The organism is Rhodoglobus sp. GW821-FHT12B09 (genome assembly GCF_058809925.1).
The window spans coordinates 681,904-698,420 of record NZ_JBXATB010000001.1 but is presented as its reverse complement, the minus strand read 5'-3'; the positions used below and the strand labels follow the sequence as shown (position 1 = coordinate 698,420).

The window sequence follows — 16,517 nt, the reverse complement described above, 5'->3', positions numbered from 1 at the left end:
CTGCGAAAGTCAGCGGGAAGTCGGGGCGCCAGCGGGCGCATCCATCAATTCTACGACCTCCAGCGCCGCTTGGCCGAACAGCCCCGATAACCTTGACGTAAAAGCTGAACCGATAGGAACCAAATGACTGACGCCCTGCTCATCGTGATCTCCGGACCTAGCGGGTCGGGGAAGGGCGAAGCCCAGCGTCACCTGCTCGGCCAGGGTCTGGGCGTCAAGATACCGACCTACACCACGAGGGTCCGGCGACCGCAGGAGGTGGACGGGCGAGAGTACAACTTCGTGTCGGAAGAGGCCTTCGAGGCGCTGTACGAGAGCGGCGAGATCTGGGAGCGGGTGAAGACGTACGAGTCGCACTCCTACGGCTCATCACGATCTCTCCTCGAGTCAGATGGTGAGCGGGTGCTCATCGCGGAACTCGACCCGAAGGGCTTCCTGCGCACTCGGGCATTGAGCGCGCGGCGAACGGTCGGGATCTTCGTGCTCGCGCCGAGTCCCGAGGAACTGGACAGCAGGCTCACCAAGCGCGCCACCGACCAGGATCGACCTGCTCGCGTGCGCGTCGGACTCTCCCAATTGGACGACGCGTGGGCGTACGACTACGCCGTCCTCAACGACGACCTGGATGCGTTCCTGGAGACCCTCGACCACATTGTCCGGGCGGAGATCGCCAAGTCCCGCTCGGTGGCCACGGTGCAGAAGGTGGCGGCATTCACCACACATAAATGATTCATCTTCACCAACCGCTGGTCCAGACTGAACGCGCACGCCGTACCCGAAGCAGAGAGAATTCCGTGAAGATCGCTGGCGCCCCCCGGACGGTCGACGTCATGATCAACTCGGTGTGCAACCTGAGTTGTCCGTTCTGCTACGGGCCGGATCCGCTGGACCTTCGCGAGTTGGTGCCGGAGGACTTCCAGAAGATGGTCTCGTTCCTCAGGGACGCGGGAACCGAGGGCATCGTGGTCTCCGGTGGAGAACCGACCCTGCGTTCCGACCTGCCGGAGCGGCTCCACCTTATCGAGGAGGCGGGGCTCTGGATGGCCCTCCAGTCCAACGGCACCCGTCGGCGTCAGCTCGCCGCGGTGCTGCCGTCACTTCGCTGGCTGGCACTGCCCCTCGACACGGTGCGGAAAGATGTCGCCAAGGCCATCCGCACCTCGACCGCCCATGTCGACACTACGCTCCGAGCCGCCACGAGCCCGGCGGTGGTGGCCGCTCGCGAGGCCGGAATGCAGCTCAAGATCAGCACCGTCGTGACCAGCGCCAACGCCGCTGAGATGGGCGACGTCCTCGAGGTCGTCAAGGTCATCCGCCCCGACGTATGGAAGGTGCACCAGTTCCGGCCGCGAGGCGAGGGGCGGCTCAATCGCGAGTGGCTCTCGGTCAGCGATGCCGACTTCGACGCGGCCATCGCCCCGCTCTCCCAGGGAGTCCTGCCATTCCCCGTCAGCACGTCGAGGGTGAGTGACTCCATCGGTGCCTATCTCATCGTCAACCCGGATTCGACGGTGTTGGTCACGCAGGAGGACCACTACCTCTCCTTCGGGCAACTCATCGTCGACGGCGACGTTCGACCGGAGGTCTACTCCGAGGCAGTGGCGCACCTCAACGCCGAGAAGCACATCGCCAACTCTCTCCGGGCTTTCCCGGAGGCGGCCTATGTCGCGCAGGCGACCGCGGCTCCCGCTGGACCGCCGCGACCCCGCGTGATCGCCGATATTCACCTCGACAGGGGCGGACGATGACGGCCGCGCACTCCTATGGCTCGACGTGCCAGATCGGGAGCGAATTCAAGGACATGGACCTGCGGGGCGCGGACTTCTCCCACGCGGATCTCAGCTACGCGCGCTTCGAAGGGTGCGACCTCTACGGCGCCAACTTCAGCGAAGCCATGCTCTACCACTGCACGTTCGTGGACTGCGACCTCACCAAGGCCACGTTCGAAGGTGCATATCTCAGCGGTTTCCGCCTGCGCGACGACGACATCACACACGTGAACTTCGATAAGAAGCCGATAGTAGGTGCGGTTCGCAAGCCGATCGCGTTCGGGCCGACCACGGACGACGTCTACGCGACGAGAGGCTGGTTGAGCGTCGACCGCGGTGACATCCTCCCGCCCGTCGCAACCCTGGAGAGCTCCTACGAGGGCATCTACTGCCCCTCGTACCCGTTCGCCATCGTCTTCTCGAGCGACCCGGTAAGTGAGCAGTGGCGCTCGAGCCGACGCCGCGCCGAGGTCTGCAAGATCCTTCGCATCCAGCTGCAGGGCAACGGATATGCAGAGCGCTCCCTCGACTACTACTTCGAGGAGCGCCGGTTCCGGCGGATGGCCCTTCCGCCGAGTCGGGTCCGCTGGATCCGGCGGTTCGGCGACTACGTCCTGGGCGAGCTCTTCTGGGGCTACTCCACTCGTCCCGTGCGTCCGATCATCGCCTACGGGGTGCTGCTGGCGATAGTGAGCCTGCTGTACGTGTTCATGCCGGCCGTGGTGCCCTCACAGGGCATGGGTCTGGCCGACGGTGCGGCCGGCACGATCGCGTTGGTCGACTCCGGCGACGGTGTCGCGGGCTTCGTCCGTGTTCTCTACGTGCTGGCGACCTGCGCCTTCGGCACCTCCGGGTTCGAACCCACCGGCCCCGCGGGGCAACTAGTATTCGCTGCCTACTGCGTGGTCTCGCTCGCGATCCTCACGTTCATGTTCGCCGCGATCTCGCGCCGCATCGGACAGTCCTAGCGCGCCCCAGCTGGCGGGCCGATGAGGTTGACCACTTCGCTCTCCCAGCCCGCGGTGAGCAGCACGACTATCGCGTCGGGCACGGCGAGCCGGAGCTGCCGCGCCCCCTGCGGGTCGATGTCCACCACCGCGAGGCGGCCGGCAGCTCGTGCCGCGGCGATCGGCGCACCCGGCGTGCCGTACCGGTGCTCGTGGACCTCCGCCCACTCGAGCAGCTCGCCTGCGGCGATGAAGCGGTCGAACTCCTCGTCGCTCACAAAGTAGTAGTGCACACCGTCGATCTCGCCCGGGCGCGGCGTACGCGTCGTCGCCGATACGCTCAGTACGACTTCGGGGTAGTTGTCGCGAATGTACGTCGACACCGTGCCCTTGCCGACCGCGGTCGGGCCGGCCAGCACCAGCAGGCGACTGGGCTCGGCTCCCTGGCGCTGGACGAGCCAGTCGCGGAGCTTGCTGCGCTGCCGGATGCCCAGGCCCCCGACCCGCTTGCGGTCTGAGATCTCCAGCTCCGCCATGATCCGGGCCGTCCGCGTCGGGCCGAGGGACGGCACGCTCCCGAGCAGCTCCGTGACCCGAAGGCTCGCCTCCGGGCTCTCGGGATCGTTCCACCCTGCCTGCGCCGCGTCGAGCGCAGTGCGCTGCCGGGTCGAGATCTCGTGCTTGACAGCCGCCCTGGCGCGCCGCGCAGCGATGGCCGCCCGTCCGGCGGCGGCGCGGTCGACGTCAGCGGGCGGAGCCGGTCGCGGGCTCATACCGTGAGGGCCCGGGAGAGCTCGTCGACCTGTTCCTCGAGAGCACCGCGCACGCCTGCGGGGCCCGCCTTGAGCACTGACCTGCCGAGGTTGGCGACCACATTGGCCGATGCGGGGCCGTACAACTGGGGCAGACGGGAGAGCACAGCGCCCTGCTCGCCGAAGCCCGGCGCGAGGATCGGGGTGGAAGCCAGCAGCCCCGGGTCGATTCCGTAGTCGGCGAAGCCGACCGTGGCACCGATCACGACTCCTACCGAGCCCAGGCCGGCGCCGCCGTTGATCGCGTCCACCTCAGCGACGATACCGGCAGCGACGGACAGCCTGTGGTGCGCGCCGGTCTGCAGCATCGCGGACTGCAGCGGGTACGCCTCGACGTTGGAGGTGGCCGCCAGCACGAACACGCCCTTGCCGTTCGCGCGGGCGAGCTCGATCGGGCCGCTGATCGATCCGACGCCCTGGTAGGCCACGAGGGTCATCGCGTCGACCTCCAGCGGCGACCCCGGCGTGAGCCAGGCCTCCCCATACGCGTCGATGGTGGAGCCGATATCGCCGCGCTTGACGTCGGCGATGACGACGAGCCCGGCCGAGCGGGCGGCCCGGATGACATCTTCAAGGGCGGCATAGCCCGCCGACCCGTGGCGCTCGTAGAACGCGATCTGCGGCTTCACTATCCCGACGACGCCGACGGCGGCGTCGACGGCGCGCAGGCCGAAAGCGCGGGCTCCGTCGGCGGAGTCGGGCAGCCCCCACTCGGCCAGCAGGTGCGCGTGCGCGTCAATCCCCAGGCACACGTGGCCGAAGGCATCGAACGCGGCGTCGAGCCGCTCACCGAAACTAGGCACGGGCGAGGCGCTCCGCCCTGTCGAGCGCGTAGTCCTGGAGCGACCGCACGTCGAAGCCGTCCCGAATGGCCTCGAATGAAGCCACGGCCGCGCCGAGCTGGGCGATGGTCGTGAACAGCGGCTTGTCCGCGGCGACCGTCGCGGTGCGGATCTCGTAGCCGTCGGCCCGCGCGCTGCGGCCGCTCGGCGTGTTGATCACGACGTCGACAAGGCCGTCGTTGATGAGCTCGACGATCGACGGCTGGCCCTCGACCACCTCCTGGCCCATGTAGTACTTCCGCACCACTCTGGCCTCGATGCCGTTGCGCGCGAGCACCTCCGCGGTGCCCTCGGTCGCGAGGATCGTGAAGCCCAGCTGGCTGAGTCGCAGCACCGGGAGCACGATCGCGCGCTTGTCGCGGTCGGCCACCGAGACGAATACCGCGCCGCTCGAGGGGAGCCCGCCGTACGCGGCCTCCTGGCTCTTGGCGAACGCCTTCGGGAAGTTCGAGTCGATGCCCATGACCTCGCCGGTCGATCGCATCTCCGGGCCGAGCACCGAGTCGACGACGTGCCCCTCGACGGTGCGGAAGCGCTTGAACGGCAGTACCGCCTCCTTCACCGAGACCGGCGCGTCCATCGGGACGATCGATCCGTCCTGCGCCGGGAGCAGGCCGTCGGCGACGAGCGACCGGATGTCCCGGCCGACCATGATGAGCGACGCCGCCTTGGCGAGCGGGATGCCGAGGGCCTTCGACACGAACGGGACAGTCCGGGATGCCCGGGGGTTCGCCTCGAGCACGTAGAGGATGCCCTGCCCGATCGCGAACTGGACGTTGATGAGCCCCCGCACGCCGATGCCGGCGGCGATGCCGAGCGTGGCCTCCCGCACGCGGTTGATCACGTCGCGGCCCAGGGTCACAGGGGGAAGGGTGCACGCCGAGTCGCCGGAGTGGATCCCCGCCTCCTCGATGTGCTCCATGATGCCGCCGATGTAGAGCTCGGCGCCGTCGTAGAGGGCGTCGATGTCGATCTCGATCGCGTCGTCGAGGAAGCGGTCGACCAGCAGCGGCGACCCGGGCGCGATGATCGCCTGGTCCTTCACGCGCTCGAAGTAGTCGGCCATCGACTCGGTGTCGTAGACGATCTCCATACCGCGGCCGCCGAGCACGTGGCTCGGGCGCACCAGCACGGGGTAGCCGATGTCCTCGGCGATCGTGATGGCGCCGTCGCGGTCGGTGGCCGTGCCGTTCTTCGGGGAGATGAGTCCCGCATCGTCCAGGATCTTCGAGAACAGCCCGCGCTCCTCGGCCAGGTCGATCGCCTCGGGAGTCGTGCCCAGGATCGGCACGCCCGCATCCTTCAGACCCTGCGCGAGCCCGAGGGCCGTCTGCCCGCCGAGCTGCACGACCACGCCGACCAGCTCGCCGGACGCGGACTCCGCGTGCACGATCTCGAGGACGTCCTCAAGAGTGAGCGGCTCGAAGTACAGCCGGTCGCTCGTGTCGTAGTCGGTCGAGACCGTCTCCGGGTTGCAGTTGATCATGATGGTCTCGAAGCCCGCGCCGGCGAGGGCGAAGCTCGCGTGCACGCAGGAGTAGTCGAACTCGATGCCCTGGCCGATGCGGTTCGGGCCGGATCCCAGGATGATGACCTTGCGGCGGTTGCTCGGGGTCACCTCGGTCTCGAGGTCGTAGCTTGAGTAGTGGTACGGGGTCAGCGCGGGGAACTCGCCGGCGCACGTGTCGACGGTCTTGAAGACCGGGCGGACATCGAGAGACCACCGGATGCCCCGCACCTCGGCCTCGGTGAGACCCCGCAGCGCGGCGATCTGCACGTCGCTGAAGCCGTGGTCCTTGGCCAGGCGCAGCGTTCCCTCGTCGAGCTCGGCGGACGAGGCCACAGCCGCGGCTACCTCGTTGATGAGCTCGATCTGGTCGATGAACCACGGGTCGATCTTGGTGGCCTCGAAGACCTCGGCATTGGTCGCGCCCGCGCGCATCGCCTGCTGCACGGTCACGATGCGGCCGTCGGTGGGCACTGCAGCGATCGCGAGCAGGACGTCCTTGTCGCCGGGCTCGCCGTCCCAGTGGAAGCTGCTCCCCCGCTTCTCGAGCGAGCGGAGCGCCTTCTGGAGGGCTGTCGAGTAGTTCCGGCCGATCGCCATGGCCTCGCCCACCGACTTCATGGTCGTGGTGAGGCGGGTGTCGGCGGCGGGGAACTTCTCGAACGCGAAGCGCGGTACCTTGACGACCACGTAGTCGAGCGTCGGCTCGAAGCTCGCCGGCGTGACCTTCGTGATGTCGTTGGGGATCTCGTCCAGGCGGTAGCCGATCGCGAGCTTGGCGGCGATCTTCGCGATCGGGAATCCGGTCGCTTTGGAGGCCAGCGCGCTCGAGCGCGACACGCGCGGGTTCATCTCGATGACGATCACGCGGCCGTTCGACGGGTCGATCGCGAACTGGATGTTGCAGCCGCCGGTGTCGACGCCCACGCGCCGGATGATGTCGATGCCGATATCGCGCAGGTTCTGGTACTCGCGGTCGGTGAGCGTCAGGGCGGGCGCGACGGTGATCGAGTCGCCGGTGTGGACGCCGACCGGGTCGACGTTCTCGATCGAGCACACGACCACGGTGTTGTCCGACGTGTCGCGCATGAGTTCGAGCTCGTACTCCTTCCAGCCGAGGATCGACTCCTCGAGGAGCACCTCGGTGGTGGGGCTCTGGTGCAGGCCGTCGCCGACCATGCGCATGAGCTCCTCGCGGTCGTACGCGAAGCCCGAGCCGAGACCGCCCATGGTGAACGACGGGCGCACGACGAGCGGGTAGCCGAGATCCTCGGCGCCCGCGATCGCCTCGTCGAGGGTGTGCACGATGTGGCTGCGCGCCACGTCCGCGCCCGACTCGAGGACGAGCTCCTTGAAGAGCTGGCGGTCCTCGCCCTTGTTGATCGCCTCGAAGTTGGCTCCGATGAGCTCGACGTCGTACTTCTCCAGGATTCCGTGGTTGTGCAGCTCGATGGCGGCGTTGAGCGCGGTCTGGCCGCCGAGGGTCGGCAGGATCGCGTCGGGCTTCTCCTTGGCGATGATCGTCTCGATCACCTGCCAGGTGATCGGCTCGATGTAGGTCGCGTCGGCGAAATCGGGGTCGGTCATGATCGTCGCGGGGTTGGAGTTCACGAGGATGACGCGCACGCCCTCCTCGCGGAGCACGCGGCACGCCTGCGTTCCCGAGTAGTCGAACTCGGCGGCCTGGCCGATGACGATGGGGCCCGACCCGATGACCAGGACCGAGTTGATGTCTGCGCGCTTAGGCACGTGCTTCCTTGCTCTTGAGGACCAGATCGCGGAAACGATCGAACAGGTAGTTGGCGTCGTGCGGCCCGGCAGCGGCCTCGGGGTGGTACTGCACCGAGAAGGCCGGGATGTCGAGGGCGTTGAGGCCCTCCACGACGTTGTCGTTGAGGTTCACGTGGCTCACCTCTACTCGGCCGAAGCCCGCCGGCGAGTCGGTGACCACGCCGATGGGCGCGTCGACCGCGAAGCCGTGGTTGTGGCTCGTGATCTCGGTCCGGCCCGTCGACACGTCGACCACCGGCTGGTTGATGCCGCGGTGGCCGAACGGGAGCTTGTAGGTGCCGAAGCCGAGAGCGCGACCGAGCAGCTGGTTGCCGAAGCAGATGCCGAAGAAGGGCAGGTCGGCTCGCAGGATGCCCTGCAGCAGGGCGACGTGGGCGTCGGATGCCGCGGGGTCCCCCGGCCCGTTCGAGAAGAACGCGGCCACCGGCTCGAGCGCCAGCACCTCGTCGAGCGTGACGGACTGCGGCAGCACGTGCACGTCGAACCCGCGCGCTGCGAGGTAGTTGAGCGTGGAGGTCTTGACGCCGAGGTCGAGGACGGCGACCCGGCCGATACTCTCCGCCGTCGCCGGGACGATGTACCCGTCGGCAGTCGAGACCTGGCTCGAGAGGTTCTGGCCCGCCATGCCCGTGGCGGCACGCACGACCTCGAGCTGCTCGTCGAGGGTGAGTGCGGCATCCGGGCCCGAGAAGACCCCGCCGCGCATGGAGCCGGCGTCGCGCAGGCGGCGGGTTACAGCGCGGGTGTCGATGCCGCTGATGCCGATCACGCCCTCGTTCACCAGCTGGTCGTCGAGCGAGCCGGTCGCGCGGTAGTTGGAGACCACGCGGCTGGGGTCGCGCACGACGTAGCCGGAGACCCAGATGCGGGAGGACTCCGGATCCCCGTCGTTGACGCCCGTGTTGCCGATGTGCGGCGCGGTCTGCACCACGATCTGGCCCGCGTAGCTCGGGTCGGTGATGGTCTCCTGGTAGCCGGTCATGCCCGTGGCGAAGACGACCTCGCCCAGCGTGCGGCCCACCGCGCCGTAGGAGCGGCCGGTGTAGCGCGTGCCGTCCTCGAGGACGAGGTATGCCGTGCCTGTGCTCGTGCCGCTCATGCCGCTGCCTTCTTCGGGAGGAGCTGCTCGAAGGCGGACTCGAACGCGTCGGGCTGCGCGAGGCGGAAGTAGCTGTCCACCGGGGTACCGCCCAGGTTCCAGGCGAGCAGCTCGAGGCCGTCGTGCTCCACCACCCGGTCGATGGTCCACGTCGCAGTACGGCGGTCGAGCACGTCGGCGCGCGGGATCCAGACATCGTCGGCGCCGGGGCGCTGGACGAGCACGCCTGTGCCGGTGAGGGTCAGCGAGGCGTCGCTGCGGAAGCCGAGGCCGTGCACGGCGATCCGCTCGAGCGGCTTGCCCGCGGCGGTTGTCGCGACGTACTTGCCGTCAAACGTGCCGATCGCCGCTCCGAGGTCTGCCGGGGCTGTGAGGGGCGCGGGGACGCCGCTCTGCCGGCGCTGGCGGGCACGCCAGCCGGTGTACATGAGGACGAGCAGGAGAGCGAGGACGACGAGGACTATCGCCATCAGCTGGGGCCTATCCATGAGATGCCTCCCTGGCAACACTGTGTTCACTGACGAGGCCGGCGTCGACGAGCTCGCCGTCGAGCACGGTCGCGTAACCGTTGTGCACGGTCGCGATCACCCGCCCGGGGAGCTCGCGGCCGAGGTACGGGGAGTTGAGCCCCTTGCCGCGCAGGTCGCTCGTGGCGAACGTCCTGGTGGCGCTGGGGTCGTAGAGCGTGACGTTTGCGGCGCTGCCGACGGCGAACGGGGTGCCGTAGCCGGCGAGCAGGCCGATCTCGGCGGGCTTGGCGGAGAGCACGCGCGCGACGTCGGACCAGTCCAGCTGGCCGGATGCCACGACCGCGGCGTGCACGACGCTCAGTGCGGACTCGAGTCCGACCATGCCGTTGGCCGCCTCATCCCAGGCGCAGTCCTTCGACTCGACGGGGTGCGGCGCATGGTCGGTCGCGACGATGTCGATGGTGCCGTCGGCGAGGGCGGCGCGGAGCGCGATGACGTCCTCGTCGCGGCGCAGCGGAGGGTTCACCTTGAAGCGCGAGTCGTACCCGCGCGCGAGCTCCTCGGTGAGCAGAAGGTGGTGGGGCGTGACTTCGGCGGTGACCTTGACCCCGCGCGCCTTCGCCCAGCGGATGACCTCCACCGATCCCGCGGTCGAGACGTGGCAGACGTGCAGCCGCGCATCGACGTGCTCGGCGAGGAGGACGTCGCGGGCGATGATCGACTCCTCCGCGACGGCCGGCCAGCCCGCGAGGCCGAGCTCGCTGGAGAGCGCGCCCTCGTTCATCTGCGCGCCGATGGTGAGGCGCGGCTCCTGGGCGTGCTGGGCGACTACTCCCCCGAAGGTCTTCACGTACTCGAGGGCCCGGCGCATGAGGAGCGCATCGCTCACGCAGTGGCCGTCGTCGGAGAACACCCTCACCTGCGCCCGCGACTGCGCCATCGCGCCGATCTCGCTGAGCCTCTCCCCGGCGAGGCCCGCGGTGACGGCGCCGATCGGGCGGACTGTCACGTAGCCGTGCCGGCGGCCGAGCGACTCCACCTGCTCCACGACACCGGCCGTATCCTGCACGGGCATCGTGTTCGCCATGGCGAAAACCGCGGTAAAGCCGCCGATCGCTGCCGCGCGGGAACCGGTGAGGACGGTCTCGCTCTGCTCGAACCCGGGCTCGCGCAGGTGCGTGTGCAGGTCGACGAGTCCCGGAAGGGCGACAAGGCCGTCGCCGTCGATGGTCTCCCCCGACCCGCTCGCGGCGAAGACGCCGTTCTCGATGAACAGGTCTGTGCGTGTTCCGTCCGGAAGCCGGACGCCGGTGATCTTCATTCGCTCACTCCAGACGAGAGCAGGTGATACAGCACGGCCATCCTTATCGAGACCCCGTTGGCGACCTGCTCGAGCACTGTCGACTGCGGCGAGTCGGCGGCGTTGGCTGAGATCTCAAGACCGCGATTCATCGGTCCGGGGTGCATGACAATGCTAGCCGCAGGCAGGCGGGCCGCCCGCTCGTCGTCGAGCCCCCACTGCCTGGAGTACTCGCGGGCGTTGGGGAAGAAGGCGGCGTTCATGCGCTCGGCCTGGATGCGCAGCATCATCACCACGTCGGGGCCGGCGTCGATCGCCGCGTCCAGGTCGTAACTCACCTCCACGGGCCACCCCTCGGTGGAGACCGGGAGCAGCGTGGCGGGCGCGACCAGGCTGACTCGCGCCCCGAGCGTCGTCAGCAGCCACACGTTCGAGCGGGCGACGCGGGAGTGCAGGATGTCACCCACGATCGTCACCGTGATGCCGTCGAGGGCCCTGCCGCGGGCATCCGGGCCGTGAAGTCTGCGGCGGATGGTGAAGGCGTCCAAGAGCGCCTGCGTGGGATGCTCGTGCGTGCCGTCGCCCGCGTTGACGATGCCCGCGTCGATCCAGCCGCTCTCGGCCAGCACCTGCGGGGCCCCGCTCGCCGAGTGGCGGATCACTACCGCGTCCGCGCCCATCGCGGCGAGGGTCTGCGCCGTGTCTTTGAGGCTCTCGCCCTTGGAGACGCTCGAGCCCTTCGCACTGAAGTTGATGACGTCCGCGCTCAGGCGCTTCGCGGCGACCTCGAACGAGACGCGGGTGCGGGTCGAGTCCTCGAAGAAGAGGTTCACCACCGTCTTGCCGCGCAGGGCCGGCAGCTTCTTCACCTCGCGGTCGGCGACTCCCGCCATGTCCTCCGCGATGTCGAGGATCGCGATCGCCTCATCCCGTGAGAGGTCTTTCGTGGAGAGCAGGTGCCTCATCCGATCGTCACCTCCTCGCTGCCGTCGATCTCGCCCAGGCGAACGTTGATCCGCTCCTCGGCGGAGCTCGGCAGGTTCTTGCCGACGAAGTCCGCGCGGATGGGCAGTTCACGGTGCCCGCGGTCGACAAGCACCGCGAGGCGGACAGCGCGCGGCCGGCCGATGTCGCTGAGCGCGTCGAGCGCGGCCCGGATGGTGCGGCCGGAGTAGAGCACGTCGTCGACGAGGATCACGGTCTTGCCGTCAATGCCGCCGGGCGGGATATCCGTGGGACTCGGCGCCCGCGTCGGGTTCTTGGCGAGGTCGTCGCGGTACATCGTGACGTCGATCGAGCCGACCGGGACATCCACGAGGATCGCACCGAGTCGCCGGGCGAGCAGCACGCCGCGAGTGGGGATGCCAAGAAGGACGAGGTTGTCCGAACCGCGGTTGGACTCCAGGATCTCGTGGGAGATGCGAGTCAGCGCACGCGCGATGTCAGCCTGCTGCAGCACTTGGCGTGCAGTCATCCTGACCTCCTTCCCCGCCTCTCTGGACGGAACTTAAAGGAAATCTGTTGGAGCGAGCCTAGCGGATTGAGTAGGGCGCTCTGGCGCACGTATCGAAATCCGGCGGATTGAGTAGGGCGCTCTGGCGCACGTATCGAAATCCGGTGGATTGAGTAGGGCGCTCTGGCGCACGTATCGAAATCTCACCAACCTGCAAGTTTCGATACGGCCCTGGCGGGCCTACTCAACCCGCCGGGTCGCTTAGCCCCAGCGCTTGAGGAGGTACCGCTCCAAGAGCCCCACGAGCGCATCGGTGACTTTGCCGAAGACGCCGAGGAGGATGATCACGAGGAACAGGCGGTCGATGCGTCCGTTGTTCTGCGAGTCCACGAGCAGGTGCCCCAGGCCCAGGGAGGACGCCAGGAGCTCCGCGGCGACGAGGAAGAGCCACGACTGCGCCAGTGCGAGCCGCAGCGACGAGATCACGGAGGGCACGACCGCGGGCAGCTGGACGAGGCCGAGCAGCCGCGTGCCCGTGTAGCCGTAGGCCCGGCCCGCCTCAACGAGCTGGGGATCAACGTGGCGCAGTGCCGCAGAGACCGTCGTGTAGACCGGGAAGAAGGCTCCGATCGCGATGAGCGCGACCTTCGAGTCCTCGTTGATACCGAGGTAGAGGCCCAGCAGCGGCACCCACGCGAGCGAGGGCACTGCCCGAAGCGCACCGAGAGTCGGGGCGAGCAGGCTGCTCGCGACGCTCGACAGCCCTACCGCCGACGCGGCAACGAGGCCGATGAGCGAGCCCGCGATGAAGCCGATCAGCACGCGCTGGACGGAGATGGCGATGCTGGAGAACAGCAGTCCCCGGTTTGCGAGATCGATGCCGGCCAGGAACACGCTCGCGGGCGACGGGAGCCGGTACGACGGGATCAGACCGAGGGTGACGATGAGCTGCCATATCCCGAGGATCGCCAGCGGGATGAGGGCGCCGAGGACGGCCCGGAGCCAGCGCGGCCCGGGAAGGATCTTCCGGCGCGCCGGCACGGCGAGCCCGGAGTACACCGAGCCCGCCGCGCCGGTTGCTGCGATGAACTGGTCAGCCAACGAGCGACGTGTCCACGTTGTCGATGTAGCTCGTGTCATAGAGGGAGCCGAGAGCCTTGTCGATGTCGCTCTGGTTCGCGACGGCACCGGACTCGACGAAGATCGGGCCGATGATCGAGAGCACGTCCGTCTGCGCCTTGCCGGGCTTCGGGTCGACTTCGAGGTTGGTGCGGTCGATCAGCACCGACTTCGCGATGGCGATGTCGATACCGGCGACGTCCGCGAGGATCTGCGCCGCCTCATCCGGGTTCGCCACCGCCCACTCGCGGGCCTTCTCGTAGGCGTCGACGACGACCTGCGCGATGTCGGGAGACTTCGACAGGAAGCCCTCGGTCGCGTTGAGGAAGCCGTAGCTGTTGAAGTCGGGGTTGTCGTAGATGATCTTCGAGCCCGCGTTCACCACGCTCGCCGAGAGCAGCGGGTCGAGGCCGGCCCAGGCGTCGACAGTGCCTGCCTCAAGGGCCGTCTTGCCGTCGGCGTGCGCGAGCTGGGTGATGGTGACATCGCTCTGCGCGATGCCCGCCTCGTCGAGCGCCTGCAGCAGGAAGAAGTAGGGGTCCGTGCCCGCGTTCGCCGCGATGTTCTTGCCCTTGAGGTCCGCCACGGTCGTGATGTCGGAGTTCGCGCCCACGAGGATCGCGGCCCAGTTGGGCTGCGAGTAGATGTCGATCGCCTTGATGGGCGACCCGTTGGAACGGGCGAGCAGAGCCGCCGAGCCGGCGGTCGAGCCGACGTCGATCGAGCCGGCGCGCAGCGCGTCGTTGGCGGCGGCGGAACCGGCGGACTGGACCCAGTTCACGGTCACCTTGTCGCCGAAGGTGCTCTCGAGCCAGCCCTGATCCTTGATGATGAGGCTCAGCGGGTTGTACGTGGCGAAGTCGATGTTCAGAACGTCGCTGCTCCAGGAGCCCGGCAGGGTCGCCGCGGGCTCGGGGTCGGCGGCGAGGTTGGAGCCCTCGCCCGGCACGCAGCCGGCCAGCGCGATCGCAGTTGCTGTGGCGATCGCGGCAAGGGAGATGAAGCGCTTGCGGGATGTCATGAAGTCCTCAAGTGTCGTCAGAATGTGTGGGCAGGGTGATGGGTGGAGACGCCCAGGCCGTAAAGGAGCTCGGCCCGGAGTTGAGCCAGGGAGGCGCTGCCGCGGTCGCGCGGCCTCTTCCCCGGAACAGTGATGACGGAGCGGATGACCGCGCCGGAGTTCGGCGGATAGCCGGGCTCGACGCCCAGCAGGATCACGCGGTCGGAGAGGTAGAGCGCCTCATCGACATCGTGAGTCACCAGCAGGATCGTGGCGGGCTCGGCAGCGTGGACCGTGAGCAGCAGGTCCTGCATTGTCAGCCGCGTGAGGGCGTCGAGCGCGCCGAACGGCTCGTCGAGGACGAGAACGCCGGGGCCGCGCGCAAGAGCACGGGCGAGCGACGCGCGCTGCGCCATCCCGCCGGAGATCTGCCGCGGACGCAGGCTCTTGGCGTCCTCGAGCTGGACCAGCCGCAGTAGCTCGTCGACCCGATCGCGGCCCGCCGCGCGCGCTGTAGTGCGGGGCAGCCCGACCTCGACGTTGCGCGCGACGGACCGCCACGGAAGAAGGCGCGGCTCCTGGAACGCAATAGCCGTGCGCTGGTCGACGCCGTTGAGCGGAGTGCCGTCGATCGTCACCGTGCCCTCATCGGGCCGGTCGAGGCCGCCGACCTGCCTCAGCAGCGTCGACTTGCCGCTCCCGGAGGCGCCGATGATGGCGACGATCTCGCCCGCGGCGATCTCAAGGTCGATATCGCGGAGCACCCGGCGGTCGCCGAACGTACGGCCGACACCGCGAAGGGCGACAGGGAGTGCGGGCACGGAAGGCATCGCTCAACGCTATGGTCTGCTCCGCCAGCTGCCGGACTCAGCCGTAATCTGGCGTCATCTCCGGCGCCGGCGAACTACGCGCGGCTGTCGGCGATCCTGGCCAGCAGTCCGTTGACGAAGCCGGCCGAGTCGTCCGTGCTGTGCACGCGCGCCGACTCCACGGCCTCCGAGATCGCGACGGCGTCGGGCACCTCGTCGTTGTACAGGATCTCCCAGAGTCCGATCCGGATGAGCGCACGGTCGACCGCGGGCATCCGGGCGATCGGCCAGCCCTGCGAGTAGGTCTCGATGAGCTCGTCGATCTCGTCGCCGTGCTCCGTGATGCCGATCACGATGTCGCGGGCGTAAGGCCAGGAGCCCGAGCGCTTCGGGTCCGCGTCATTGCGGGCCTGCTCGGCCGCCAGGACCGTGTTGATGGACTCCTCGCGGACGTCAGCCCCGTAGAGGATGTCGAGCGCGCGCTTGCGTGACTTGGAGCGGGCTCCCACTAGTCGGACACTCGGCCGAGGTACGACCCGTCGCGCGTGTCGACCTTGACCTTGGTGCCCTGCTCGAGGAACAGCGGGACCTGGATCTGGTAGCCGGTCTCCACCGTGGCCGGCTTCGTGCCGCCGGTCGAGCGGTCGCCCTGCAGTCCCGGCTCCGTGTAGGTGATCTCGAGGGTCACCGAGGCGGGCAGCTCGACGTAGAGCGGGTCGCCGTTGTGCAGCGCGATCGTGACGTCCTGGTTCTCGAGCATGAAGTTGGGGGCATCGCCGACCTGGGCCGGGGTGAGCGTGATCTGGTCGTAGTTGCCCTTGTCCATGAACACGAAGTTCTCGCCGTCCGCGTACAGGTACTGGTAGTCCGCCCGGTCGACGGTCTCGGTCTCGATCTTCGCGCCGGCGTTGAACGTGCGGTCGACGACCTTGCCGCTCATCACGTTCTTGACCTTGGTGCGCACGAACGCGCCGCCCTTGCCGGGCTTGACGTGCTGGAAGTCGATAACAGTCCAGAGCTGGCCGTCCATGTTGAGGACGACGCCGTTCCTGATGTCAGCGGTAGAGGCCATGAGGTGTATTCCGTTCGTTAAGTCGGCGGGTTGAGTAGCGCGCCCTGGCACGCGTATCGAAACCCAGCGCCCTAGCCTACCCGAGTCGGCGCTTGACCAGCTCAAGCGCGAGCACGTACGACTCGAAACCGAACCCCGCGATTACTCCCGTAGCCACCGCCGAGATCACGCTCGTGTGACGGAACTCCTCGCGCGCGTGCGGATTCGAGATGTGCACCTCGACGAGCAGGAGTCCAGCTTTGGTGACCAGAGCCGCGGCATCCCGGAGCGCGTAGGAGTAGTGCGTGAAGGCGGCCGGATTCAGGATGACCGGGCTGGCGGTGTCGACGGCCTCGTAGAGCCACGAGATGAGCTCGGCCTCGTCGTTGGTCTGGCGCAGGTCGATGGCGGGCCCGCCGGATGCCTCGAGCTGCAGCCGCAGGTCGTCGAGGGTTCCGCTGCCGTACACGTCGGGCTCACGGCTGCCGAGCCGCCCGAGGTTGGGGCCGTTGAGGACGAGGACTGTGGTCACGCGTTCGAGTGTATCG

17 protein-coding genes are annotated in these 16,517 nt (G+C 68.3%); 3 read left to right on the top strand and 14 right to left on the bottom strand.

The window, feature by feature from the left end; all coding sequences use genetic code 11:
- The first annotated feature begins 123 nt into the window (after nucleotides 1-123).
- The 3 genes from AC1RTC_RS03485 to AC1RTC_RS03475 all read left to right on the top strand — a co-directional run bounded on the left by AC1RTC_RS03485 (nucleotide 124) and on the right by AC1RTC_RS03475 (nucleotide 2,737).
- Complete coding sequence (locus AC1RTC_RS03485; RefSeq protein WP_493154061.1) at nucleotides 124-729, top strand: guanylate kinase; 606 nt, start codon at nucleotides 124-126, stop codon at nucleotides 727-729.
- Between the two features lie 65 nt (nucleotides 730-794).
- A complete protein-coding gene (locus AC1RTC_RS03480; RefSeq protein ID WP_493154060.1) occupies nucleotides 795-1,748 on the top strand; it encodes a radical SAM protein in 954 nt (317 codons plus the stop codon).
- The gene (locus AC1RTC_RS03475; protein ID WP_493154059.1) at nucleotides 1,745-2,737 is read left to right on the top strand and encodes a pentapeptide repeat-containing protein; all 993 of its coding nucleotides are present in this window, start codon (nucleotides 1,745-1,747) and stop codon (nucleotides 2,735-2,737) included. Before AC1RTC_RS03480 ends, AC1RTC_RS03475 begins: the two co-directional genes overlap by 4 nt.
- On the opposite strand, the gene mihF is transcribed toward AC1RTC_RS03475, so the two are convergent.
- The 14 genes from mihF to AC1RTC_RS03405 all read right to left on the bottom strand — a co-directional run bounded on the left by mihF (nucleotide 2,734) and on the right by AC1RTC_RS03405 (nucleotide 16,501).
- Complete coding sequence (gene mihF / locus AC1RTC_RS03470) at nucleotides 2,734-3,489, bottom strand: integration host factor, actinobacterial type (RefSeq protein WP_493154058.1); 756 nt, start codon at nucleotides 3,487-3,489, stop codon at nucleotides 2,734-2,736. The genes AC1RTC_RS03475 and mihF overlap by 4 nt on opposite strands.
- Nucleotides 3,486-4,331 carry an orotidine-5'-phosphate decarboxylase gene (pyrF, locus tag AC1RTC_RS03465; RefSeq protein ID WP_493154057.1) on the bottom strand — a complete coding sequence of 282 codons (846 nt, stop codon included), beginning with the start codon at nucleotides 4,329-4,331 and terminating at the stop codon, nucleotides 3,486-3,488. Before pyrF ends, mihF begins: the two co-directional genes overlap by 4 nt.
- Nucleotides 4,324-7,626, bottom strand: coding sequence for a carbamoyl-phosphate synthase large subunit (gene carB, locus AC1RTC_RS03460; protein ID WP_493154056.1), 3,303 nt, complete (start codon nucleotides 7,624-7,626; stop codon nucleotides 4,324-4,326). Before carB ends, pyrF begins: the two co-directional genes overlap by 8 nt.
- Nucleotides 7,619-8,767, bottom strand: a complete 1,149-nt coding sequence (carA, locus tag AC1RTC_RS03455; RefSeq protein ID WP_493154055.1) for a glutamine-hydrolyzing carbamoyl-phosphate synthase small subunit — start codon at nucleotides 8,765-8,767, stop codon at nucleotides 7,619-7,621. Before carA ends, carB begins: the two co-directional genes overlap by 8 nt.
- On the bottom strand, nucleotides 8,764-9,255 hold the full coding sequence (locus tag AC1RTC_RS03450; RefSeq protein ID WP_493154054.1) for a PH-like domain-containing protein: 492 nt from the start codon (nucleotides 9,253-9,255) through the stop codon (nucleotides 8,764-8,766). The genes carA and AC1RTC_RS03450 overlap by 4 nt, the downstream gene beginning before the upstream one ends.
- Nucleotides 9,248-10,558 (bottom strand): dihydroorotase, encoded by a 1,311-nt coding sequence (locus tag AC1RTC_RS03445; protein ID WP_493154053.1) that lies wholly within the window; start codon nucleotides 10,556-10,558, stop codon nucleotides 9,248-9,250. Before AC1RTC_RS03445 ends, AC1RTC_RS03450 begins: the two co-directional genes overlap by 8 nt.
- A complete protein-coding gene (locus tag AC1RTC_RS03440) occupies nucleotides 10,555-11,502 on the bottom strand; it encodes an aspartate carbamoyltransferase catalytic subunit (RefSeq protein ID WP_493154052.1) in 948 nt (315 codons plus the stop codon). Before AC1RTC_RS03440 ends, AC1RTC_RS03445 begins: the two co-directional genes overlap by 4 nt.
- The gene (pyrR, locus tag AC1RTC_RS03435; protein WP_493154051.1) at nucleotides 11,499-12,011 is read right to left on the bottom strand and encodes a bifunctional pyr operon transcriptional regulator/uracil phosphoribosyltransferase PyrR; all 513 of its coding nucleotides are present in this window, start codon (nucleotides 12,009-12,011) and stop codon (nucleotides 11,499-11,501) included. The genes AC1RTC_RS03440 and pyrR overlap by 4 nt, the downstream gene beginning before the upstream one ends.
- A gap of 240 nt (nucleotides 12,012-12,251) precedes the next feature.
- Nucleotides 12,252-13,091 (bottom strand): ABC transporter permease, encoded by an 840-nt coding sequence (locus AC1RTC_RS03430; protein ID WP_493154050.1) that lies wholly within the window; start codon nucleotides 13,089-13,091, stop codon nucleotides 12,252-12,254.
- Nucleotides 13,084-14,130 carry an aliphatic sulfonate ABC transporter substrate-binding protein gene (locus AC1RTC_RS03425; RefSeq protein WP_493154049.1) on the bottom strand — a complete coding sequence of 349 codons (1,047 nt, stop codon included), beginning with the start codon at nucleotides 14,128-14,130 and terminating at the stop codon, nucleotides 13,084-13,086. The genes AC1RTC_RS03430 and AC1RTC_RS03425 overlap by 8 nt, the downstream gene beginning before the upstream one ends.
- A 17-nt stretch (nucleotides 14,131-14,147) precedes the next feature.
- Nucleotides 14,148-14,939 carry an ABC transporter ATP-binding protein gene (locus AC1RTC_RS03420; RefSeq protein ID WP_493154048.1) on the bottom strand — a complete coding sequence of 264 codons (792 nt, stop codon included), beginning with the start codon at nucleotides 14,937-14,939 and terminating at the stop codon, nucleotides 14,148-14,150.
- 74 nt (nucleotides 14,940-15,013) lie between these two features.
- Nucleotides 15,014-15,427 carry a transcription antitermination factor NusB gene (gene nusB / locus AC1RTC_RS03415; RefSeq protein WP_493154047.1) on the bottom strand — a complete coding sequence of 138 codons (414 nt, stop codon included), beginning with the start codon at nucleotides 15,425-15,427 and terminating at the stop codon, nucleotides 15,014-15,016.
- Nucleotides 15,427-15,990: an elongation factor P gene (efp, locus tag AC1RTC_RS03410; RefSeq protein ID WP_493154046.1), complete on the bottom strand. Its 564-nt coding sequence runs from the start codon at nucleotides 15,988-15,990 to the stop codon at nucleotides 15,427-15,429. The genes nusB and efp overlap by 1 nt, the downstream gene beginning before the upstream one ends.
- A 76-nt stretch (nucleotides 15,991-16,066) precedes the next feature.
- Entirely contained in the window at nucleotides 16,067-16,501 is a 435-nt protein-coding gene (locus AC1RTC_RS03405) for a type II 3-dehydroquinate dehydratase (RefSeq protein ID WP_493154045.1), read from the bottom strand.
- Nucleotides 16,502-16,517: the final 16 nt, after the last annotated feature.